The 24,032-nt window shown below is 48.4% G+C and carries 15 protein-coding genes; 1 reads left to right on the forward strand and 14 read right to left on the reverse strand.

The window, feature by feature from the left end:
- Nucleotides 1–44 precede the first annotated feature (44 nt).
- The 10 genes from AC6RNO_RS26305 to AC6RNO_RS26350 form a co-directional block, all read right to left on the reverse strand.
- Nucleotides 45–1,721, reverse strand: coding sequence for an extracellular solute-binding protein (locus AC6RNO_RS26305; protein ID WP_497107306.1), 1,677 nt, complete (start codon nt 1,719–1,721; stop codon nt 45–47).
- 114 nt (nt 1,722–1,835) lie between these two features.
- Nucleotides 1,836–2,723, reverse strand: coding sequence for an ABC transporter permease subunit (locus AC6RNO_RS26310; protein ID WP_497107322.1), 888 nt, complete (start codon nt 2,721–2,723; stop codon nt 1,836–1,838).
- A 27-nt stretch (nt 2,724–2,750) separates the two neighbouring features.
- Nucleotides 2,751–3,605 (reverse strand): ABC transporter permease, encoded by an 855-nt coding sequence (locus AC6RNO_RS26315; RefSeq protein ID WP_488434723.1) that lies wholly within the window; start codon nt 3,603–3,605, stop codon nt 2,751–2,753.
- Nucleotides 3,606–3,929: 324 nt separating this feature from the next.
- Entirely contained in the window at nt 3,930–6,230 is a 2,301-nt protein-coding gene (locus tag AC6RNO_RS26320; RefSeq protein ID WP_497107307.1) for a helix-turn-helix domain-containing protein, read from the reverse strand.
- 77 nt (nt 6,231–6,307) lie between these two features.
- Nucleotides 6,308–8,611, reverse strand: coding sequence for a glycosyl hydrolase family 95 catalytic domain-containing protein (locus AC6RNO_RS26325; protein ID WP_497107308.1), 2,304 nt, complete (start codon nt 8,609–8,611; stop codon nt 6,308–6,310).
- A 148-nt stretch (nt 8,612–8,759) separates the two neighbouring features.
- Entirely contained in the window at nt 8,760–10,181 is a 1,422-nt protein-coding gene (locus tag AC6RNO_RS26330; RefSeq protein WP_497107323.1) for an extracellular solute-binding protein, read from the reverse strand.
- A 149-nt stretch (nt 10,182–10,330) separates the two neighbouring features.
- Nucleotides 10,331–11,203, reverse strand: coding sequence for an ABC transporter permease subunit (locus AC6RNO_RS26335; protein ID WP_497107309.1), 873 nt, complete (start codon nt 11,201–11,203; stop codon nt 10,331–10,333).
- 2 nt (nt 11,204–11,205) lie between these two features.
- Nucleotides 11,206–12,111, reverse strand: a complete 906-nt coding sequence (locus AC6RNO_RS26340) for a carbohydrate ABC transporter permease (protein WP_488434725.1) — start codon at nt 12,109–12,111, stop codon at nt 11,206–11,208.
- Between the two features lie 118 nt (nt 12,112–12,229).
- Entirely contained in the window at nt 12,230–13,558 is a 1,329-nt protein-coding gene (locus AC6RNO_RS26345) for a response regulator (protein WP_497107310.1), read from the reverse strand.
- A gap of 33 nt (nt 13,559–13,591) precedes the next feature.
- Nucleotides 13,592–15,388, reverse strand: coding sequence for a histidine kinase (locus tag AC6RNO_RS26350; protein ID WP_497107311.1), 1,797 nt, complete (start codon nt 15,386–15,388; stop codon nt 13,592–13,594).
- Nucleotides 15,389–15,737: 349 nt separating this feature from the next.
- Here AC6RNO_RS26350 and AC6RNO_RS26355 point away from each other — a divergent pair, with 349 nt between their 5' ends.
- Nucleotides 15,738–19,463, forward strand: coding sequence for a carbohydrate-binding protein (locus AC6RNO_RS26355; protein ID WP_497107312.1), 3,726 nt, complete (start codon nt 15,738–15,740; stop codon nt 19,461–19,463).
- Between the two features lie 80 nt (nt 19,464–19,543).
- Here the strand turns inward: AC6RNO_RS26355 and AC6RNO_RS26360 are convergent, their stop codons facing one another.
- From AC6RNO_RS26360 to AC6RNO_RS26375, 4 genes are all read right to left on the reverse strand, one after another.
- Nucleotides 19,544–20,830: an MGH1-like glycoside hydrolase domain-containing protein gene (locus AC6RNO_RS26360; protein WP_488434484.1), complete on the reverse strand. Its 1,287-nt coding sequence runs from the start codon at nt 20,828–20,830 to the stop codon at nt 19,544–19,546.
- Nucleotides 20,831–20,849: 19 nt separating this feature from the next.
- A complete protein-coding gene (locus tag AC6RNO_RS26365; RefSeq protein ID WP_497107313.1) occupies nt 20,850–21,677 on the reverse strand; it encodes an ABC transporter permease subunit in 828 nt (275 codons plus the stop codon).
- Nucleotides 21,674–22,546, reverse strand: coding sequence for a carbohydrate ABC transporter permease (locus tag AC6RNO_RS26370; RefSeq protein WP_474681313.1), 873 nt, complete (start codon nt 22,544–22,546; stop codon nt 21,674–21,676). The genes AC6RNO_RS26365 and AC6RNO_RS26370 overlap by 4 nt, the downstream gene beginning before the upstream one ends.
- A 75-nt stretch (nt 22,547–22,621) precedes the next feature.
- On the reverse strand, nt 22,622–23,977 hold the full coding sequence (locus AC6RNO_RS26375) for an ABC transporter substrate-binding protein (protein WP_488434487.1): 1,356 nt from the start codon (nt 23,975–23,977) through the stop codon (nt 22,622–22,624).
- Nucleotides 23,978–24,032: the final 55 nt, after the last annotated feature.

The raw sequence follows: 24,032 nt of genomic DNA on the forward strand, positions 1-24,032 counted from the left end.
TGCTTTATTTCCGGATAAAACACCTGACCTGACATTAACCATCGCTATTTTTTAAAAGAGGCGGCATCATACGCTTTCTGCAAAATTTCGAGATACCTGCCGAGTTTCAAATTCTCCAACCCTTTTACATAAGCGTCCCAATCTTTATTCAGATCTTTGTTTCCGGTAATAAATTGAAGCGCGCTTTGCTCAATGTAGTTCTTAAGATTGGTTTGTAAAATACTGGCCTCATCGGTGAGTGCAGGATCAATCCAAATCGCCCACATCGGGAAAAGTTCCTTCGGCTCATGGCCTTGATATAAGAGCGTCGCATCGTACAGTCTGCGTTCGTAGTTAGCCGAGTCGTAAATATCTGTCCCTTGCACGAAGCTGTCTCTGTATTCCTTAGGCTGGTAGAAATGGCCCATCCCGCTCCATCCTGCATTGCGGGGAGGCTGACCGTCAACGGCAGGAATCGTCGCAATTTGAGGCTTAACGCCTTTGCCGAGCGCTACCTCGCCTTCCTTCGGTCTTCTCCAGTCGATGCCTTCCATCCCCGATGCCGCATTCGTTTGGCCTTCCATGGTAAACATGTAATCCACCATTTTGATCAATGCGATTTGCGCTTCTTTGCTCGCTTTGTTCGTAATGACGAATTTGGCGCCCGGAGTCAGACCCCCTCCGTCATTTGTTGCCAATGAACCATGAGGACCTGTAAGCGGAGGAACAGGATTATAATCGGCGGAATTTTTATTTCCTTTATCAATGTTCACGAATATGGCAGGATGCATGCCGGCGCCCGCACCTAAAATTTGTCCGTTTGCGTTCTCGCCGATTTTCTTGAAGGCTTCGGCATTTTGTGTGAACGCCCCGGGATCGATCAATCCCTCATCATATAAGGATTTAATATAAGTAAGTCCTTCCTTCCACTCCGGCTTATTGGCCGCAGTATCTACTTTCCCGTTAACGAGGTTCAAATAATTACGGTCATCGTCGTAGATGAACCCGTTCATCAGGAATGGAATGACGCGCACGCCGAAATCTTCGATCGAGCCGCTAAGCGGAACTTCATCGGCTTTGCCATTGCCATTCGGATCGTTTTTCTTGAAAGCTTCAAGCACTTTCTTGAAATCCTCGGTCGTTTTTGGCATCTCAAGGTTTAATTTTTTCAGCCAGCTCGTATTGATCCACATCTTGTTCGGATATGAGCAATGGAAGCACTGTGTGTAAGCGCCAAGTCCATAAATTTTACCATCCGGGGCGGTGATAAAGCTTTTGAACGTGGAATCCTTTTCCATCGCCGCTTTAATATTGGGCGCATACTGATTAATCAGATCATTCAACGGAAGCAGGACACCTTGATTGCCAAATTTCAGAAGATCAGCTTGCGAGAATTGATCGATATAGGCAGTTAACATATACGCTTCCGGATAGTCGCCGCTTGCAAGCGAAATTTGCCGCTTTTCTTTGGCTCCGTCATAGGGGATAATCTCAAACTTGAACTTTGCGTTGAATTTGCTTTCCAAATGTTTCGTAAAAAGGTTCGTATTCAGATCAATGTCATTGGCCTGCTGGGCAAAAACGCTGATCTCTACGGGCTTGCCGGCTTGTGCCGCACTGGACGATGCCGGTTCTGCGGAAGGTTTCGACGATGCCGGTGTTTGGTCGTTTTTCGAACAGGCGGCAGCAAATAGACTTGCCATTAAGACGAAAACCAATGCGATGATTGATCTTCTTTTCATGTAAAACCGCTCCCTTTTTAATTTGGTCTGCCAGGCAAAAGAATGTCATTTGTCATTATCCTATAGAGATCACCCCTTTCAATTCTTCGAGGCGAGCATCGTTCCCTCTTCCCGCTACCCTTTTACGGAACCAACCAGCATCCCTTGTACGAAGTAGCGCTGCACAAACGGATAAATAATGAGTACGGGGAGCGTTGCCACGACGATCAAGGCATATTTCAAAAGCTCCGCCAACTGCTGTCTTTCCACCAGCTTTAACGCATCCGTCGCATTCGAGCTATTGTTGAGAATGATAATGCTGCGCAAAACAAGCTGAAGCGGAAACAGGTTAGCGGTTTTCAAATAAATGAGCGCATCGAAATAAGCATTCCATTGACCTACCGCATACATCAACACAAGAACGGCAAGAATCGGTTTGGATAACGGGATCACCACGCTCCACATAAACCTCATATCGCTGCATCCGTCCATTTCGCTTGCATCGATCAGTTCGGCCGGGATCGAGGCTTGAAAGAAAGTTCTTGTAATGATCACCTGCCATACCCATATCGCGTTAGGGAGTAATAAAGCCCATCTCGTGTCGATAAGTCCCATTTGCTTTACAACCAGGTAGGTAGGAATCAGGCCGCCGCTAAACAGCATCGTGAACGTAATCATCATCATCAGTACATTCCGGCCGAAAAAAGTGTTACGCGATAGCGGATAAGCAATCATCACCGTAAGAGCTACGCTGACAGTCGTGCCGACAGCCGTATAAAACAGCGAATTGGCATAGCCGGTCACGATTTTGGGATTATCCATCAAACTTGCATATCCCTTGAAAGAAAATTCTACAGGCCATAACCAGACCCGGCCGGATGTGACCGCCGAGGGACTGCTGAACGAACTGCTTAGAATATAAATGAGCGGATAAAGGATTACGATTAATACAAGGCTTAATATTGTATAAATGCCGATCATAAATAGCTTGTCTCCAACCGAATCCTTGATCGTAGATCTCATCGCGTTCAATCTGGCTCCCCCTCTATTTCACCAAATACTTGTGTTGGATAATCGCTTCGCCATCATGTTTACCACAAGGAGAAGAATCAAATTAATAACGGAATTAAACAAACCCACTGCCGTTGCAAAGCTATAGTTAGCGTTCAATAATCCGATTTGATAGACATACGTAGCAATAATTTCAGAATTTATTTTGTTAAGCGGATTTTGCAGCAAATAGATCTTTTCGAACCCGATGGACATTACGCTGCCCGCATTTAAAATAAAAACAATCGTGATCGTCGGCATGATGCCGGGCAAATCGATATGACGGATTTTCTGAAAGCGCGATGCGCCGTCTACCTTCGCCGCCTCATAAAGCGCCGGATCTACTCCGGCGAGCGCAGCCAAAAAGATGACCGCCGAATAACCGGCGGTTTGCCAAATATCGGACCCAACATAAATCGAGCGAAACATTCCGGGTTCTCCGAGAAAATTGATGGAGGGCAGGCCCATATGGTGCATAGCGACATTTACGAATCCCAGCCTGGGGGCCAGAAAAAGCATAATGACGGATACCATGACGACAGTGGAAATAAAATAGGGAGCAAATGATACCAACTGGACCAGCCGCTTAAACTTTCCGCTGCGTATTTCATTTAGAGCTAAAGCTAACAAAATAGGGATTGGAAACCCGGCAATTAATAAATATCCGCTTATTAAAATCGTATTTTTCATTAATGTCCAAAATATCGGGTTATCAAAAAACAACTTAAAATGTTTGAATCCCACCCAAGGGCTCCCCCATATTCCTTTGGTAACGTTGTAATCCTTAAACGCCAGGACGGCATTCAACATCGGATAGTACTTAAAAACAAGGAAAAATAATACCGGCGGTACCACAATGACATAAAGCTGCCAATGCTTTTTAAAACTCTTTGCTGCCGAGAAAAAGAAGCCTCCTCTTTCTTTTGGCACTGCCGGTCTGCTTTCAATGACAATGCTTTCTTCCAAACCGCTCCCCCCTAGTGCCTCCCGTATTTTTTTGATAGCGCTTACCATACGACTGATTATAGGGGGGGACAACGTCCACCGTATAGGTACAATTGCGTCGTTCTGCGAACAAATAACCCGATTTCCCAGGGTATTTTCTCCCTTTGAGCCTCCAATTATCGCCGTCCAGCCGTTCCAGACAAAAAATCCTAACCGCATGAGCGATTAGGATTTTCATTGTTCTGCGGATTGTCTGAACGAGCTGGGCGATACTCCCATAACCCGTTTGAACGCCCTGCGAAACGTGTGTGAACTATTATAGCCGACATGCGATGCTATTTCATCAACACTATACGTGTTTCTCTTTAATAAGTCAGAGGCGTGGTCCATTCTCACTTTTTCCAAATGATCGGATAAATTCGTCCCCGTCACCTCTTTAAACAATTGGGAGATGTATTTTTCAGGACGCTCCACTTTCTCGGCAATTCGATATAAATTCAAATCCGGGTCTTTATACATTTCTGCGATATAATCGTTAATCTGCTTTACCGTTTTAATATGAGCATCGTTCTTTTTACTCGTGATGAGACTGCACAGGGTTACGATAATTTCACTGATTTCGCGCGAAATAAGTTCAATTGCTTCCTGCGGCTGGATACTTAAGATCCGATTTTTGACTTTCTCAACCATATTGGTTTCCATAAGCGCCTTGTGATCGAGCAATTTGAGCAGTGTGCCTTTCAATTCTCCGATAAACTGAAGCTTCATCACCATGGAAAGCTCCCGGCTTTGCGTATTCTGCTCGATAACGGACTGAACGATTCGTTCGGCTTCACCCACATCTCCAGCCTTGATTGTACTCATCAATCGCAGTTCCACATCCATCGGGTAATAGTACGTGAGACTATCGACACGCGTATCGCTAAACCAAACGATTCCTTTTCTATTCATATATGCGGCGTGTTCCAAAGCCTGCCTCGATTGTTCATAAGAACGGCTAATCTCCATAACGGAAGCAAAGGAATCGCTTAATGCCGCAGTAAGGGAGATCCGATACTCATTAAAGGCAACATCGGTTAGCGCAGCAACCAATTGCGCGACATCTTCCTTGCCGGCTTCCTCGCTTTCGTCTTTCGGCGTGATGATGACGACTATACGATCTGATCCCAAATCGGTCATATGTATATGCAAGTAACCGCTAACATCGAGCAAAATTTGTTTCAAGACGAGTCTGGCGGCATTCAGCTCATTGAGAATTTCAACGCTGTCCAAGCCTGAGTATCCGTTGATCTGCAAGATTCCGGTATATCCGGCATTCATGTGAAGCCCCGTATTCGCCTGAGAGGCGGCGGAAATAATCGCTTCCCTGGATTGAAATTCTCCTGCAATCAGCCTTTTAAGAAAAGCATCCTGGATCAAGGGAAGCTGACGATTCAGCTCGGATTCCAGACGCTTGTTGTTGGTTATGATATTGCGCATGTTCCCTTGCAGAAAATCATATTCATTCCGCCCCACCGTTGTGTCCTTGCCAAACTGCTCTTTCATCACGCTCAGCAGCCTATTGATCGGCGCCGCATTACGATAAGATTGTAAAAAACCGATGAAAAGTCCGATAATTAGGGCAACACCGGTCACGGACCATGTAATGTATTTGATTTTATTCGCATTTTCCATTAAAGCGTATCTTGGAATTCCCGTACTGTATACCCAGCCTGTTAATTGAGAGCGGATCGTAATCACCAGGTCATCTTTATAAAATTGACTGATCTTCGCCTTATCGAAGCGGCTATCCGCCGACAATTGATCGATTTCAGACTGACTGATACCCTGCAAACTAATGGTTTGACCCCGCGCATCGCTGATATAGGTCCACCCGCCATTCGCATCCCTTTGTCCGGATAAGAGGCTGTTGATCGTTTGTTGGTCAATGATCGTGACAACCGCAGCCGGTGGGGAATCGTTAAAGCTGTCTAAGGGGAGGGACTGCATAAAGGTGATCACGGAGCTCTGTACACCATTACTGATGAAGGGACTTAACGGCATCATTTCGCTTCTGTGCGTTTTTTCCAATACCGTCCTTTTCCACTCATCTAACGACAGATTGTTGTAATGTGAGGTCTGATAATAATGTTCAGGCCGAAAATAAGCATTTCCCGGCGTGAGGATGACGTTAAAATTATTCAAATAAATGTAAAAATGTTTCAAAAAATCGTTGGTTTGGCTGTATGCCTTAATATCTCTCGTGATTTTCCATATACCATACACATTCGCTTTCTCATCCACCATTTTTTCGTTCAAAAGCACGCTTAAATCCTGATTTAAAGCAAGCTGTCTTGTAAAACTTTCCACTTCCGCAATTCTCCGCTCCAAAATTTCTTGGCTCTTTTGAAGCTGCGTCACTTTGTTCTCAATGGATATCGACTGCGTGACAGCGATAGCCGTACGGTACGACATGTAGCCGGCTATACTCGGTATGATCAAGATAATCATATAAGAGATCAGAAATCTTCGAAATAAACGCGAATATTTTGGCATGGCCATTCTCCCTTCCAAGTTGGAAGTTTCGAAACACTCCTCTTCTGTTATAGGTCCAGCCGGTATTTATGCGCGTATTAACGCCTTGTTACATTCAGTTGCTTGTCAATGATATACACGAATCCAGGCTCAAGAACAATGCTTGCCGCCTGATTCCGATAATGAAGAAAAGTCTGCCGCTCCGAGAATGCATGAAGAACGGCCTCAACCAATTCCCCATCCTCCCAGAACAAGCTTATTTCTGCGTTGCCTTTCACCCGCATGCCCGTAACCTTTCCGGTATGCCACTTCTCGGGAAGTGCCGGAAGCAAATGAATTTCACCGGCATGACTTTGCACCAGCATTTCCGCTATAGCTGCCGTCCCCCCAAAATTTCCGTCTGCGACAAATATGTTTTTCTCCGCTCCGGCAATGCCCGGTTTGGAATACGTCAGCAAGTTGTCAAAGCATAATTGACCGATCAAATGCGTTAAGTGTTTATACGCTTTGGCGCCATCCTGCAATCTGGCGAAGCTGGTTGCGAAGGAAGCCACCGTGAACTCAACATCCTCCAGCTCTTCACGCTGCATACGGTTTTCCAATGTTTGTCTGGCAGCTGCGCTCAGTTCCGGCGTTCCTCTTAAGGTGATTTGACTGCCTGGATATAAGCCGACCAAATGGGACAGATGCCGATGATCCGGTTGGGCTTCTTCATAATCTTCAAGCCATTCCTGTAATTGCCCCTGCTTGCCTATAAGCAGCGGAGGCAGTAATGCGATGGCATGTTTCAGCCTTTGCTGCCATTCGAAATCGCCCTGCAGCAGCTCAGAGGCTTCCAAGCAGAAGACGAATAAGTCCCGCACCAGCATTTGATCGATCGTAGACCCCATTGACAATTGGTGCTCGCCGTCTTCTACATAGAAGCTATTTTCCGGCGAGTTCGACGGTCCTGTTACGAGCCATCCATATTGCGGATGTATAGTCATATAGTCCAGAAAAAAGGCTGCCGCTTCTTTCAATACCGGATATGCCCGTTCCGCTAAGAACTCCCGATTCAAGTTGAACTCATAATGTTCTCGCAGTTGGGATGCAAGCCATAAGCCGCCGGTAACATTCAATCCCCAAGAGGTCTCCCATCCAGGAGCTGTAAAGCCCCATGCATTAGAAAATACATGTGCCACCCAGCCAATACATCCATAAAATTGCTGAGCTGACGTTTTGCCGGCAACCGCCAATCGCTCAATATAAGCCATTAAAGGAAGATGACATTCTGCCAAATTGCTTGCTTCCGTTGGATAGTAATTCATTTGCGTATTGATATCCAGGTGGTAATCGCAGCTCCATTGCATGCGATTGGCTTCGCCATCGTTCCATATCCCCTGCAAGTTCAAGGGCAATGGGGAGTCAGCCCGCGAGCCGGAAATCATTAAATATCGCCCATATTGATAAAATAATGCAAATAATTGCGGGTCGTCGTCTTGGCCGGTCCGTAGTATCCGTATTCTATCGTCGGTTGGCAAGCGGGAAGAGCTTGAATGACCTAAGTCTATATTTACTCTGGCAAACAAGCTGCGGTAATCGGCAATGTGATTTTCTTTGAGTCTCGGATATCCTTGGGCCGCAGCTAGTTCAAGTTGGCGTTCAGATTCATGCAGCCAGTCTTCATCGCTTTTTCCATAATCCGTGTTGACCGCAAAGTAGATGCAGGCTTCATCTGCATTTTTTATCGCAAGTTGATCGGTACCTGCACAAATCGTTCCACCTTGAATCACCACTTTAAGCATCCCTTGACAGAGCACGCCGCATTGACCGTTACTGTGCATAGTTTCAGTCGCCTGCCCTTTAAAGGCAATCGTATCGCCTCTTTCCGGCCAGCATGTAAAACGATCTGTTTGCCCTTCCACGCCAATCGAAAAAGAAACCCCTCCCGGCTGCTCGCTCCATAATCGGGAAACCACAATGTTATCGGCGTGTGAAGCGAACATTTCCCGTTTGTGGATATGCCCGTTTGCTTTGTAGGAAGTATGTATGAGAGCGTTATCAAGATTCAATTCACGATAGAAATCATCTGCAAGATGCTCGGTACGAAGAACGATTTGACACATCGGCAAATGAGTCCCGAAATTTTGCTTTTTAGGCTGCAGCGCACGCTGGGCCAGTTCTTCTCCACGCTTGAAATCTCCTGCAAAAAAATGCTGCCGCATCTGCTCAAGATCGGGTTTGCCCTTGGAATGGCTTTCGATCCGTTCCGATTGTCCTGACCAGTAGGTGACTTCCGTCATGCTCCAGATTTCCTTATCGATCCCCCCATAAAGAACGGCCCCCAATCTACCGTTACCGATAGGGAGCCCTTGCGACCAGTCCAAAGCGGCGCTGGAATACCAAAGTTTCAAATCGTCCAAGCAGGATCCCCCTAAACTCATCATTTATCGTTTATCATGTATGATTTATTTTATCATTAAGGATTCACTGTGTAAATGCAGCCTGTTATTCAAGCGGAATGTCTTAAAAAATCCGGCCCTAAACATCAGAGCCGGATTGTGTACATGATTAAGGTTTTATTTGGTTGTAAAATTTCTCTTGTACCAGTTTCGCCGCCGCGTCCAGTTGGGCTTTGACATCGACGTCCTTTTTGGAAAATACTTCTTGAACCGCACTTGTCATCGTCGCATAGTAATCTTGCGTGTTGAACTGCGCTTCCGGTTTCCCGTCCAGCAGCTTCATAATCTCAGGGGAGTATTGATACACATTATCGTACTTGTCGTATAAAGCTTTCACCTTTTGACCGTATGCCGAGTCCGTCGTGAAGTACTCGATGACCGGGGGAACAAAATATTTATTATCTTTTTTCCGTTGCTGAATGCTTGCTTCAATGGAAGCCAGGCCTTTATCCGAGAAATAGTCGAACGTTGCGTAACGGAATGCCGTCTCTTGCTGCTCTTTCGTTGCTTTCGGGTTGATCACCAGGAAGTCTCCGCCTAAAACTCCGGTGTGTTTCCCCCCTTTATCGGCAGCAGGCATCGGATAAACAAGAACATTGGCAGGCTCCATGCCGCCTTGGTTCAGCGCCTGGTCAACCGGGCCGTCCGGACCTGCGATCACCATTGCCGTTCTGCCTTGAGCAAAGGCGCTCACTGCGTCGCCCCAACCGAGAGCCCAATCTTTCGGAATGGCTTTGGCATCCCAGGCCAGACTTTGATAGAATTTGAGAGCTTTCGCACCCGCATCCGAATTGAAGGTCGCTGTGACTTTGCCGCCTTCAACCTTCTGAATGTCTCCGCCGGCTTCAAATAAGAAGTTGGTCCAGTTCCAGCCCGCTTCGTTGCCTTTGCCCATCGGCGCAATGCCGGCAATGCCTTTGGCAGGATCGGCCACCGCTTTGGCAGTGTTCAGCATATCGTCCCAGGTCCAGTCGTATCCGGGAACCGCAGCCTTCTTATCGTCCAGCATCTTCTTGTTGACGACCGTTCCGGTTACATAGCCTTGTTGAGCTATTCCATACACTTTGTCTCCTATCAAAAATTGCTTTTGCAAGATCGGGTTCATCTGATTCTTGAACTCATATTTGTTGAAAAGGTCCGTAATGTCGGCTGCCCAACCTTTTTCAGCCAAAAATTTGCCTTCCGTCGCATATGTATTGAAGAGTGTCGGGGCTTCGTTGGCGCCCATTTTGATGCCAATTTCATTCGGATTGTACTGCCAATCGCTCTTGACGATCTCAACATTCGGATACTTCTGATTAAACCGTTTGATTTTGTCGTCTTCAAGTGCCCGTTTTTCCACCTGATCAGGCGTTGGATAATAGATGCTGATCGTGATCTTCTTCTTGTCCTCTGCCGGTGCGCTGCCGGCTGCAGTACTGCCGGAATCGGAGGCGGCAGGCGGGTTTTTCGATTGGTCGGCGCCTGCTCCTTGATTGGAACCGCCGCATGCGGCCAGTAAGGAGCTGAGTACAAGGAGAGACATTGACATTGCCGTCACTTTGCGTTTGCTCACAGGAATTCCCCTTTTCCAATGTGATTTTGATGCTGCACATTTATCATAATTCGGAATTTATACAAGAAAAAGGTGTATTTTTATTCGGGTCATGTGCATGTTTACGTTTCGAACTCGCCACATTTTTAGCCCTTAACCCCACCTAGCTGGATTCCTCTCAAAATAAATCTTTGGAAGATAAGGAATACGACAACCGGAGGGAGCGCGACCATAAACAAGATCGCAAACTTGATGTTCAAATTCATCCTGCGGACGTTGATCACATATTTATAAATGGCCGTGGCAAGAGGATACCCGTTATCGCTGTGCATTACTATAGACGGCCAAAACCAATCATTCCATGCGGTGGAAAAAATAAAAATGGCCAATGTGGCAAAAATCGGAATCGATAACGGAACAGCGATGCGGTAAAAGCATGTGAAATCGGAGGCGCCATCCATCCTGGCCGCTTCAAACATTTCCGAATGAATGCCCCCGAAAAAGTTTTTTAACAGGAGCAGATAAAAAGCATTAGCAGCCGCGGGAAACCAAAACGCAGCAAAATGATTGATCAAGCCCAGTTCCTTCAAGTTCATAAAATTGGGAACGATGTAGGTAGTCGGCGGAATGAAGAGCGTAATCAGGAAAAAGGCGTTGATGACTTTATGGAAAGGCACTTTCAAATGGGATAAGCTAAATGAAGCCAGTCCCAACACAAGGAACGTAACGATGATATTGCCGGCAAAAATTATCAAGGTATTTCTCAAGAAAAGCAATAAATCAATATACTTCCAGCCCTGATTGAAGTTCCCCCACTGCCATTCCGAAGGGAACAAGCGCGGCGGAAACGAGTTGACCTCCGCATTGGGCTTTAGCCCGTTAAAAAATGTGATCACAATGGGATACAGCATGGAACAAACCATGGCGAGGATGATCAAGCACATGACCAGATATACGATTCGATTCGTACTTTTCCTTAGATCGTATACCGAAAGAATGCCGCGTTCGTAGCCTTTCATGTTCAGTCCCCCTCCTTTTTGGAAAACTTGTATTGCAGGACCGCCAAACCGCCGAGCACGACAAACATCAACACCCCTAAAGCTGAAGCTGTACCATAATCCTGGCTGGTGAAGGCACTTTTTACAATCAATAGGCCATATGTTAACGTCGCTTTGTTGGGACCTCCATCGAGCATGGCATACTGGGACTGGTATCCCTGCGAGGTGGCGATAAACTGCAGAATGAATAACAGGAGAATCAAGCTTTTCAGGGAGGGCAGCGTAATGTAACGAATCCGGGCCCATACGCCCGCCCCGTCGATTTCCGCAGCTTCGTACCAATCCCGGGGAATGCCGCTTAATCCCGCCAAATAAATCAGCATAGCCGCTCCGAACTGCTGCCATGTTTCCATAAATACAAGCGAGGCCATCGACCATTTCGTATCCGTCATAAAAGAAACCGGCTCGAAACCCAGCTTGACCAGAATGGCATTGATCGGGCCGACCGGATCATACAACCATCTCCACAGTCCGTACAACACCACGATCGGGAGAACGTTAGGCAAGTAAGCGGCGACGCGGACAAATCCCTGGAATCTTTTGAGCTCCGAAGTGGCGATGGCAAACACAATGGGCACCCAAAACCCGATCACTATGCACAGAAGCATGTAGTATAAAGTATTTTTCACGGCTTGCCAGGTATCAGGATCGCGAAGCACCTTTTGGTAATTATTCAGCCCGACGAATTCGTCGCCTTTGACAAAATCGATATGGTACAAGCTGTAAACGAATCCTTTGATGATCGGCATCCACAAAAATAAGACAAACAAGACGACAGCCGGCAAAATAAACAGATAGCCCCATATATGCTTTTTCCTTATCCGCGGAATTCCGGATTTGCGCCCGGTTTCCGCATATTGAGACTGCAACGCTGCTGCTGGTTGCTTCAACGGATCTCCCTCATTCCTTTTCTAAGTGTCTTTCTTCCATTTTAGAAAAGCAGAGGAAACATGAACATGTGCAAAACTATGCGAATGATAGGTGATCTTACTTCTTCAATTCGCTCGGACTGACCCCGAAATATTTTTTGAATATTTTGCTGAAATGCTCCGGGGATTCGTATCCGACCCTTTCGGATATTTCATAACGGCGCAGATCGGTGGTCAGGATCAGTTTTTTGCTCTCCTCCATCCTTAATTTCATGACATATTCCCACAAATTGTATCCCGTTTGCTTCTTGAACAAATAGCTCAAATAATTGGGGCTCACGTGGTTCTTTTGGGCAACTTCGTGGAGCGTCAGGCCCTTCAGGCCGAAATTGTCGTCAATATACGCTTTCGCTTTATCCACGATCAGGTTGTGCTGTACGTTCCATTCTTCTTCCGTCGGGTCTTTCGAATAGCTGTTCCAGTTGAAATCCCCATAATAAAATACATAATGATCCGGATGTTCCCGGCTGTATCGGATCGCTTTCTGCGCTTGCTCGTTCAACACGCCCAGGAACTCGATCCCATTCAGGATTTGGCTTATTCCCACAACGCATGGAAGGGCCAAATACTTTTGGATGTTATAATTCAGACTTCGTCCCAGCATATCCAATTGATTGATTTTATTGATGCTTCTGTCCCTATGCTTTTCCTCATCCCACTGGAGAATGACGGAAATCTCCTGATCCGGTGAGTAAAAGGTGATATGGTTCCCCTCTTCCTCCAACAATTCTTGGGCAATATTCAACACGGCGTATTGCAATAAGTCCCTGTCTTTGGCGGAGAAGTTCCGCTCCTCCGGGTTCAACGACAGGTTTAGTTTGATTTTTAATACCGCGAAATAAGGTCCTTCCAGAGGGATACCGTTCAGCTTATGTGCAGCCGGGGAACCGGTCAACACTTTGGCAGGGTCGGTAAGAAGCCGATTCAACAGCTCGGTGGTATGAGGCAGCGGCTCTTCTAAACGAAATCGCTGGTTTAGATTGGCGATGAATTCCTCATGCGTCGTCATCGGTTTATCCATTTTTAGCAAAACATTTCGGACCGAATCCAAAAATTGATCGCCGATCAGAGGCTTGATTAAATAATCTTTGGCGCCTAATCGAATGGCCGATTGTGCATATTGGAACGTCTCATGCGCGGAAACAACGATCGTTTGGACCCACGGCTTAATTAATTTCGCTTGATGCATCAATTCAATACCGTTCATCTCGCCCATTTGGATATCGGTTATGAGCAGGTCGACTTCTTCCAATCTTAAATAATCCAGCGCCTCATAACCGCTATGCGCGATAAAGATCATGTTAATGTTTAAGCCGGACGAAGCGAGCAGCTTACTAAGCCCTTTACAGATGAAAGGTTCGTCGTCCACAATCAAAATATTGTACATGCGGCTCTCCCCCATGAAAATCAGTAGTTGAAATCAAGCACGTTCTTCACATTTAGGCAGCAAAATCGTTACTTCCGTCCCGTATTCTTCTCGTTTCCGGTAGCTGATCCCATACGTTTTTCCAAAATGCAGTTGTATCCTTTGATGGATATTTCTTATTCCGTAACCGAAAGACGGATTCGTTTTTTCTTCGTTCAACAAACGTTCGATCATCTCGTAATCCGCTTCTTTATATCCGTTATCTTCGACCCGGATGATCACTTTATCGGCTTGTTCCAAGGCCGAGATTGTGATTTCCCCGTCTTCCCCCATATTCTTCACTCCATGAATAATAGCGTTTTCAATAAGCGGCTGCAGCGTGATTTTCGGAATGAGATACTTCCGTACGCTCTCCGAAACAGCCCAATGTACCTGAAACCCAGCCTCGTATCTTGTTTTCTGAAGACTTACGTAGGCGGCCGCATGCTCCAATTCTTCCTTGAGCGTAATCAGCTCTCTTCCTCTGCTTAAGCCGATTTTCATCAATTTGGAAAGAGCCTTAATCATCTCCGCCGATTCGGAGTTTCCTTCCAGCGAGCTTTTCCAGTAAATACTTTCCAGCGTATTGTAAAGCAGGTGAGGATTGATTTGTTGATACAAAATTTGCAGCTGCGCTTCTTTCTGTTTAATCTCCATCTGATATTGATCATGGATAAGGGTATTCATGCGGCCCGCCATGTCGTAAACGGAAGAAATCAGCACCCCCAATTCATCATTTCTGTTCTTATCGGGAGTCTTGGGCACCGCTTTACCCGGCACGTAGGATCTGACGAAAACAACTAATTTTTGCAGCGGATTCATTAAGGATCTCCAAAAATACATCATGACGGCAAATACAAATATAGAGTACACAACGGAAATTAATTGGATGACTTTTTTGAGCTCGTTTTGCCGCTGCAGCAGCGAGTTTACCGGAATACGGTAGACCAGTTTTTGCTCAAGGACGTGACTGTAATTCACCACATAGATGTATCCGGAAGAAATGACGTCGATCGTGTCTTTCAGCGGCTCTCCGTCTGTAGTGTTCGGCGGCAGCGAAAGCGTGGTTCCGAGGCTGGGAGTTGTCGCCGCGAGAATCAAATCCGACGAATCGGTTAAATAGATTTCGCCGTTCGGCAAAGATACGGTTTGGAACGACTCCTCGATGATTTTATCTATGTTCGTTACGACCAGCACGCCGATGACTCCGTTGCCTTGGGAGATAGAGTTGACGGCCCGGACATAAGTAAGTGTGCTTTGTTTCGATGGGGAGTCGAAATTATCGATGATTCTCAAGTAGCCTTTGCCGTTTTTTTGAACAGCTTCATGAAACCAGTCAGGCGTATTTCGGTCCGAAAGAAAAAAAACTCCCGCTTGAGTCGTGATTCTGAGTTTGGGAGGAGCGAAAGAATAGTATTCATGAGGATCGTAGACATATAAGGAAAAATAAACGGCCTCTCCCCCGTTGACGCCGATCGAATAACTTTTGAGCAGCTTATCCATGGCTTCATATTTGCGGACCCGCTCGACAACGGGGTCGGCTTCGGTCGGAATCAATTGCTGCGTGAGCGGATTTTGAATAATCGTCGCTGTGATCTTGTTGATCGAATCCATATCCCGATTGAGCAACGCATGATTTTGTTTATTCAACTCCGCATAGGCATTCGCCGCATTTCGCTTTAAAATTTGCTCGGTTTTCATATTCCCGTACCCATGCAAAATAAAAACGGGGCTGATCATAAGCAGAAACAACAAGATCAACTGATGATTCACGCTCATTTTCGTCAATGGATTGGTTAGTTTTACCCCCATTCGGATGACCTCCTTCCATCCATAATATATCAAATCGCGCATCCGATTTTCCAAATATTTATATCCGGTAAAAATAACCATACATTCCATAGAAATAGACATGATCGACAGGCATGCTGCCGAACGAATTTTCGCTTGTTGAATTGCATGCAAAAATGCCAGTTCGTAATCCCGCACACGATATCGATAGAATTACTACTTCTATGTCTTAACCAGCCTGCCATATGATCAAAAGGTAACACCGGATCATCATTCAAATCAGAGGAGGGAAGGCAAAAACAACGACAAATAATGGGTGAGAAGGACAACTAAGAGTTTCAATCGAGGAAACTTTATTTTGAAAGGAGAGATGAAACTCGTGAAAAGCAAAAGACGAATCATCGCTTGGCTTTGCTTCCTTACCATGGTATTAGGCACTTTTCTAACATCTATCGGACTACCTGAACCTGCCCAGGCAGTTGGAGGACCGAATCTGGCGATTGGCAAAGCTGTTACGGCAAGCAGTTCGACAAGCGCACCATACACAGCGGCAAATATCAACGACAGCAACCAGGCAACTTACTGGGAAAGCGCAAACAATGCCTTACCTCAATGGATTCAGGTGGATCTGGGCAGCACGGTCATGATCGACCAGATCGTCATGAAGCTTCCGTCAGGCTGGGAAGCGAGAACGCAGACGTTATCGATTCAAGGAAGTACCGACGGCACGACTTTCTCGAATATGGTCAACTCCGCCGGGTATACATTTGATCCGGCCTCGGGCAACACGGTGACGGTCAACTTCGCCGCTGTCAACACCCGTTACGTCAGGCTTAACGTAACCGCCAACACCGTCTGGCCGGCCGGGCAATTCTCAGAGGTGGAGGTGTACGGCGCCGGCGGAGGGCCGGTAGTGATCCCGGGCAAAATCGAAGCCGAAAACTACAGCGCGATGAGCGGGATCCAGACGGAAACGACGTCGGATACCGGCGGCGGCCTGAACGTCGGTTGGATTGATGACGGCGACTGGCTGGACTACAGCATCAACGTGCAAGCCGCCGGCTCCTACACGGTTGAATATCGTGTGGCCAGCCCGAATACGACAGGTCAGATCCAGCTTCGTTCCGACGCAACCACACTTGCCGCTACCGCTGTGCCGAATACCGGCGGCTGGCAGACTTGGCAGACCGTCACAGCCACGGTGAACTTGAGCGCCGGGCAGCAAACGCTCCGCGTTTATGCAGGCGGTGGCGGGTTCAATCTCAACTGGATCCATTTTGTGCAAGGAGGCGGTGATCCGCAGCCGCCTACAGCTCCGGCCAACTTGGCCTTGAACAAGCCGGTCACCGCTTCTTCGAATACGCAAAATTTCGTGGCGGCGAATGCGAACGATGGCAGCACGTCGACCTATTGGGAAGGAGCTGGCGGTTCATATCCGAACACCTTGACGGCGGACCTGGGCGCCAACGCGAGTGTGACCTCCGTCGTGGTGAAACTGAACCCCGACTCCATATGGTCGACGCGCACGCAAACCATTCAAGTGCTGGGACATGACCAGAACTCCACGGTCTTCAACAACTTGGTTGGCGCGACCGTTTATACCTTTGATCCCGCAACCGGTAATAAGGTGACCATCCCGGTCACGGCGACGGTCAGCGCGGTCCAGCTCAAGTTCACATCCAACTCCGGCGCGCCTGCAGGGCAAGCGGCCGAGTTCGAGGTCATCGGGACTCCCGCATCGAATCCGGATCTGACCATCACGGGCATATCGTGGTCGCCGGCTTCTCCGTCAGAAACCGACGCCGTCACACTCACCTCCACGGTGAAAAACATCGGCACGGCTGCTTCTGCGGCCACGACGGTTAATTTCTATCTGGGAACGACGAAAGTCGGGTCCGCTTCCGTCGCGGCGCTGGCAGCGGGAGCATCCGCCGGCGTGTCAGCCACTATCGGGGCCCAGAACGCGGGAACGTATTCCGTCAGTTCCAAGGTCGACGAAGACAACACCGTTATCGAAATGAACGAGACGAACAACAGCTTCACCAATCCGGCTTCGATGACGGTTAATCCGGTGTCAAGCTCCGACTTGGTCGCAACAACTTCATGGACGCCTAGCAATCCAAGCGCCGGCAACACGGTCACCTTCACCATAAACCTCAAAAATCAGGGGAATATCGCTTCTTCCAGCGGCGCTCACGCCATCACGCTGGTGCTCAAGAACGCTGCGGGCACAACGATTCAAACTTTTAACGGCTCCTATACCGGCGCCTTGGCAGCGGGAGCATCCGCTAACGTTACCATCGGCACATGGACGGCGGTCAATGGCAGCTACACGGTCACGACAACGGTTGCGGCAGATGCCAACGAAGTCGCGAGCAAACAAGGCAACAACACCAGCACGACAAGCTTGTATTCCGGGCGCGGAGCGAACATGCCGTTCACGATCCTGGAAGCCGAGGCTTCGTCCAACAGCACCAACGGCACCCGGTTGGCTCCAAACTTTTTGCCGGGCGATTTTGCAGGCGAAGCTTCCGGACGTTCCGCCGTTTATCTCGATACAACCGGAAAATATGTAGAGTTTACGCTCACCTCTCCTGCTAATGCTCTCGTTCTGCGCAATGCCATAGCGGAGAACACAACCGGAACGATTAGCATTTACGTGAACGGCGTTGACAAGGGCAACTTTACCGTCACGTCCAAATACTCCTACGTATACGCAACGCCGGACACTCTCGGACAGCTTGGATACAACAACTCTGGTACGAAAGCATACTGGCTCTATGAAGATGCCCAGCTCATGCTTGACCAGGTTTATCCTGCCGATACCAAAATCCGGATTCAAAAAGACTCGGGGGACGTTCCTTGGATTTATGTCGATTTGCTGGAAACGGAAAATGTCGCGCCTCCGGCGTCAAATCCCGATCCGGCCAAATATGTGGAAGTGTCCGGCACCAAATCGATTGAGCAAGCACTGACGGAATTCAGGCAAGATACTACCAAGAAAGGGATCTTCATTCCCGCCGGGCAATGGACCATTTCGTCTAAAGTTTTCTTGTATGGCCGGGCGACGGAAATCATCGGCGCAGGCCCGTGGTACACCAAGCTGACGGCTCCGCAAGACCAAACGAATACCGATGTCGGATTCAATATCAGTTCCTCCGCCAACGGTTCCATCATCAAAAACTTGTCGGCTTGGGGCAACTATGTATACCGGGTAGACGGACCCGGAAAATTTATTGACGGGAACGGCATGCAGAACGTAACCGTTGAGAATATTTGGGCCGAGCATTTTATATGCCTGTATTGGGGAGTCAACTCTTCCTACAATACGTTTAGAAACAACCGGATCAAAAACACATTTGCAGACGGTATCAACATGACCAACGGATCGTCCTACAATATCATCGACAACAACTATGCACGCGCAACCGGAGACGATGCGTTTGCATTGTTCAGCGCGATCGATGCCGGCGGGTCTTACAATGCAGGCAACAAATACACCAATCTCACCGCCGTCAACGTCAGACGCGCCGCCGCTTTTGCCGTATACGGCGGTCAAGACAACCTGTTCCAGAACTTGTACGGTGCGGATACCTTGACTTACCCCGGCTTGACCGTCAGCAGCTTAAGCTTCGGGTACAACACGTTAGGTTTCGGCGATAAAGATACCGTCATCGACGGAGTCACGCTGGACCGCACGGGCGGAGATTTCTGGACCAGTGCCGGTGCTGACGACAAGATCAACAATTATCAGAATTTCGGCGCGATCTGGTTCTTCGGTGGCGACAGAGACTTCAAAAATATTTGGGTCAAAAATGTGGACATCAATAATCCGGTTTACTTCGGATTGATGTTCCAGTCCAAATATCCGGAAGCCCTTCCAATGACGAACGTTCGGGTAGAGAACGTGAATATCAATAATGCCACCCGCTATGGCATCAAGCTTGTCGTCAAAGCGGAAGACGGGCAAGGACCGGCCGTCGGCTCGGCAAGCTTTACCAATGTAAGAGTGAATAACCCTGGAATTACGGCCATTTATGGCCAAGACAAATGCCCTGGCTTTACTATTGTTAAAGTTTCCGGGAATAACTGGTAACCGCTCTGCTGTAGTCTTGTTTCACTGATGCAGGTTAACCCTTTGGCAGCTGAGATTGACCGCCTAAGGGTTAACCGCCGCTACAACCAGAATCTGCAGATCGGAGGCTTGCCTTCCAGCTCGTCGATCATATTCAGCACGAGCAGGTTCCAGTTCAGAAAGCCTCCATTCATGACCGGCTCCCCGGTTTGCGGAACGTAAAATTCATGCAGGGTACCCGAGCGCTCCAAATCCTCTCCGAGCAGACGAACGATTTTACCGCAAAGCTCTCGAGCCTCAGAAACATATCCGTAGTTCATAAGCCCCCGAAACACCACATAGTTGGCCACAATCCAGATCGGTCCAAGCCAGTTGGACGGGTTGATCGTAGCGCTGACGTCAAACATTTTCTCATCCTGTGCAAGCGAAGCGATTCCGTAAGGGCTATTGAAGGTGACCGGATCCGCTGCATGGACGACGAGGCTGGCTGCCTGCTCTCTGTCTGCGATACCCGCCAGCATCGGGATGAAGCCCGACCATGCCCGAATTTTAATCGGAAGTGTCTTCCAGAAGACGCCGAGCCCTTTGTGAAACCAATCGAAGTGCCGCGTTTGGATATCGACGTCAACGGAGTAGTAGAAGCGGTCTCTCGGATCCCAGCACTCGGCTTGAATAGCGGCTGCGAGACGATCGGCCTTCGCCGAGTAGGCGTCCCGCCGATCCGGTCGTCCCAAACGTTCGCTAATGACGCCCATGGCGCGCAACTCGGCGACCATGAAGGCATTTAAATAAATATTCGCTGTGGAGAAGCGGGCCCGGCCGAACGTCGCCGGATCGTTGTCCATCCCGATCATAATGTCGTCCGCCCACACATACAGACCGCAATTCGTGTTCAAATATCCTTTGTCGTAGCAGTCGAAATATGCCTCCAGTTTCCCGTAATCGCCTTGAATCCATTCGTAATCACCGGAAAAACCGCCGATCATCGCAATCTGCTGGCAAAGAAACGGCTTGTGCATGTTCAGGATATGCCCTTGCCGGCGCATATAGTTGAGATACGGCTCCGGCAGCGAAGCGTTGCCGTCCACCGTAGCAACCATCATCGGAATGTAGCCGTCCTCCATTTGATAATCAAGGAAATTATGAACGTTCCCCTTCGCATGGCGAATATACCGGTTCCGGAGCTCCTCGTCCCCATCATCCGCAATATTGAATAAAGCGTATACCGCCCAGAATGAGTCCCAGTCCCACAAATTGCCGTCGTACACGGAACCCGGGTCTACAAAGGGATGCTTCAAATAGTGTACGGGCTCCTTGAGAATCGTATCCGCTTGGGAGACGATATAGCCCCGCAGCAGCTTTTCATAATAGGGAAGCTTATCGGTCAATTTCAACAACTCTCCTTTTTTATCCTTTAGTTGCGCCCGCCGTCATGCCTTCCACGATATATTTCTGCAGGAAAAAATAGAGCAGCAGAATCGGCAAAATGACAATAAGTATATCGGCGAAAATCAAATTCCAATCCGAGCTGTATTTGCCCACATAATTGTAGACGGAAACGGTCACCGTCCATTTGGTGCCGTCGGTCATCAAGTAGAACGGTCCCATGAAGTCGTTCCATACGGATACGACGGTCAGGAGGGAAGCGGTGACAAGCACTGGCTGCATTAATGGAAAGATGATCGTCCAGAACAGCCGCATGGGGCGGCAGCCGTCGATAATTCCGGATTCGTCCAATTCTCGCGGAATCGTCTTTACATAACCTGTCATCAGAAAAATCGTAAAGGGCAGCAGAACGGCGGCATAATATAGGATCATTCCGTGATATGTGTTATGAATGCCCAATTGAATCATCAACTTGATGGTCGGTACGAGAGACACAGGCATCACTAAGCCGACGACAAAGAAATAATACAATCCGTTAGTCAGCCTTCTATTGTTGCGTTGAATGCTGAAGGCGGCCATCGAGCCGAACAAATTGGTCAAGATCAGCGCTCCGGCCGAGATGAGGACGCTGTTCAAATAGCCCCGCCCAATATTTCCTTCTTGGAAAACGGTCCTGAAGTTTTCCCAATGGATTGTCCCCGGCAGCGTCAGCTTGAACCGTGCCGCTTCGCCGACATCCTTCATGGAATTGACTGTGATCATATAGAACGGCACGATGACGATCAAGACCAGCACGATCAATAAAGCTTCTCGCCCCAGCCCGCTCCATTTGCCTGATGGCATTCTCATAGCTCTACCTCCCTCTTTCGAAGTACCCGCAAAAAGACGAAGGCGACAGCCGTTACGATAAGCGTCAGGAACAATCCGGAAGCGGTCGCATACCCCCAGTTGCCGCGGGAAAAGTTACGGAAGATGAGTGTATTAAACACTTCCGTATCGTAGCCGGGTCCGCCGTTTGTCAACACGAGCACCGTCTCGAACACTTTCAGCGAGCCGATGATCGTCAGAAGCACGTTCACCGTGAAAGACGTGGCCAGAAGCGGGAACGTAATCGCGCGGAATTTCTGAACAGCTCCGGCACCGTCGACGTCGGCCTGCTCCAGCAAATCTCTCGGTATCGTCTTGAGGCCCGCCAAATAAATAACCATCGCAAAGCCGGAGCTGCGCCACAGCTCGGTCATGATGATCGAAAGCAGCGCAAACCTGGAATCGTTGAGCCAATCGACGGCCAGAACACCCAGCCCAATCATCCGGAGCGAATGATTCAAAATTCCTAGCTCGGGATTGTAGATCGCCGTAAAAATGTAACCGACAATAAGCGGCGCGATCACGACGGGCATGTAAAAAGCAGTTCGATGCAGCGGCGTCAGGCGGGAGCTGCGGTTCAGCAGCAAAGCGAGCATCAAGCCGATCACATTGACACCGACCGTCACAGCCGCCGCGTAAACCAGCGTGTTGCGGATAGCTGTGCCAAGCACTCCTTCCGAAAACAGCTGCCGGTAATTATCAAGTCCGATAAATTGGATGGCGTCGCTGTACGAACTCCAGTCCGTAAAGCTGTACACAAAACCGGAGATGGCCGGAAAAACGAACAGACCACAATAAACGACAAGCGCCGGAATGATGAAAGCTATCGGATATCGTACGTGTTTCAACATGACATCGTCTCCTGAAGAAAGGAAACGGGGGATGGCGCCTCCATCTCCCCTTCCTTTAATTGATTATTTGTTGACTCAAAATCCGGGAATTTTCTTATTCTTACCGTCTTGTCTGTAGTTTTTATCCATTTGCTCGACAGCCTTCTGTGCATCGCCCTTGGCAACCAGTTCTTGTGTAATTTTATCGTAATCGAAGAAGCCCGCTTGCAGCCTGAGCTGAATTTGGATGACGCCATTGCCGCCCTGAATGTATTTGTAAATATCCTCCTGGGCCGGGAACAGCTGCGCCTTCACGCCGTTGTACACCGGTATGCCCGGATTGTACTTGTACCAGATCGCGAGCGATTCCGGCTTCGTCATGTAGCGCGACAGCTCAATGGCAGCCTCGGCTCTGGGCGACGTTTTGGTCACGAATATTTGCTTTGGCGGGTATAGCGATACGACGCCTGCATCCTTATCCGAAGGAAGCGGGAAAAATCCGATGTTATTGACTTTGTCGGCGAACCGCTTGGAGATTTCCGGGAGCATCCAGTCCGCTTGGAAAGCCATCGCCGCCGTTCCGTTCGCCAGCGCATCCTGTTGATTCTCGTACGTGCCGGAAAGAAAATCCTTGTTCAAGTAGCCTTTGGTGTTGAGCTCGTACTGCCGCTCAAACACTTTTTTCATTTCCGGAATATCGGTCAGCCGCAAAGTATTCTCGTTCAGCTTCTTCACTCCGTCGTTACCGCCGATGGTCGGCAGGACGAAGGTCTGAAATGCGGCCAGCGAGAAGATCTGCGTCGGCCAACCGGTTTTCCCGGCTTCATAGAACGGTGTAACACCCGCCTTCTTCAGCTTGTCGGCATTGTCCAGCAGTTCCGCATAGGTTTTCGGAATGGAAAGACCGTTCTTTTGGTACACGTCCTTGTTATATAGCACACCCATCGCGTTATAGGAGCCCCACGGGATGCCATAAATTTTGCCGGCTACCGTGTAAAAATCTTTGACTGCCGGAGTAAGCTGACCGACATAGGCTTCCTTTGTCATGTCCACCAGGTTTTTCTCGGCCTGCATCGTCGTATATTCGTTCGGACCGGCGAAGAAATAAAAAATATCAGGCGGATCCTGTGTCGCGAAGCGAGTCTTGACAATATTCTCATACTGCGTGACATCGGGAAGAATTTGCAGGTCGACCTTGTTACCGCTTTCTTTTTCATAGTTGATGAAGATCTCTTTAAATGCTTGCGACTCCGAGTCTCCGTTCGCCACCGTCGTAAAGGTGAGCTTCACCGGGTCCTTCTTCGCAGGTGCGGTCGGCTTATCCCCCACTTCATTGGCCGATGGTGCCGCTGTAGTACCTGCCGTACCGCCGCCCCCTCCGCATGCTGCAAGCATTCCTGCCGACAAAGCCGAAATCAGCATGAACGCCGCCACTCTTTTCCTGTTAGCCATTGTCCATCCCCCTCATTTCACTTATAGCATCGGTCTACAATTCCTATTATAGAAA

The sequence above is a fragment of the Paenibacillus sp. sgz302190 genome (assembly GCF_059820445.1).

What these genes read in the sequence shown, in the direction of transcription:
- AC6RNO_RS26355 (WP_497107312.1), top strand. Translation starts at nt 15,738, where the DNA reads ATGAAACTCGTGAAAAGCAAAAGACGAATCATCGCTTGGCTTTGCTTC.
- AC6RNO_RS26345 (WP_497107310.1), bottom strand. Translation starts at nt 13,558, where the DNA reads ATGTACAATATTTTGATTGTGGACGACGAACCTTTCATCTGTAAAGGG.
- AC6RNO_RS26375 (WP_488434487.1), bottom strand. Translation starts at nt 23,977, where the DNA reads ATGGCTAACAGGAAAAGAGTGGCGGCGTTCATGCTGATTTCGGCTTTG.
- AC6RNO_RS26310 (WP_497107322.1), bottom strand. Translation starts at nt 2,723, where the DNA reads ATGAGATCTACGATCAAGGATTCGGTTGGAGACAAGCTATTTATGATC.
- AC6RNO_RS26335 (WP_497107309.1), bottom strand. Translation starts at nt 11,203, where the DNA reads ATGAAAGGCTACGAACGCGGCATTCTTTCGGTATACGATCTAAGGAAA.
- AC6RNO_RS26370 (WP_474681313.1), bottom strand. Translation starts at nt 22,546, where the DNA reads ATGTTGAAACACGTACGATATCCGATAGCTTTCATCATTCCGGCGCTT.
- AC6RNO_RS26365 (WP_497107313.1), bottom strand. Translation starts at nt 21,677, where the DNA reads ATGAGAATGCCATCAGGCAAATGGAGCGGGCTGGGGCGAGAAGCTTTA.
- AC6RNO_RS26305 (WP_497107306.1), bottom strand. Translation starts at nt 1,721, where the DNA reads ATGAAAAGAAGATCAATCATCGCATTGGTTTTCGTCTTAATGGCAAGT.
- AC6RNO_RS26320 (WP_497107307.1), bottom strand. Translation starts at nt 6,230, where the DNA reads ATGCCAAAATATTCGCGTTTATTTCGAAGATTTCTGATCTCTTATATG.
- AC6RNO_RS26350 (WP_497107311.1), bottom strand. Translation starts at nt 15,388, where the DNA reads ATGGGGGTAAAACTAACCAATCCATTGACGAAAATGAGCGTGAATCAT.
- AC6RNO_RS26330 (WP_497107323.1), bottom strand. Translation starts at nt 10,181, where the DNA reads ATGTCAATGTCTCTCCTTGTACTCAGCTCCTTACTGGCCGCATGCGGC.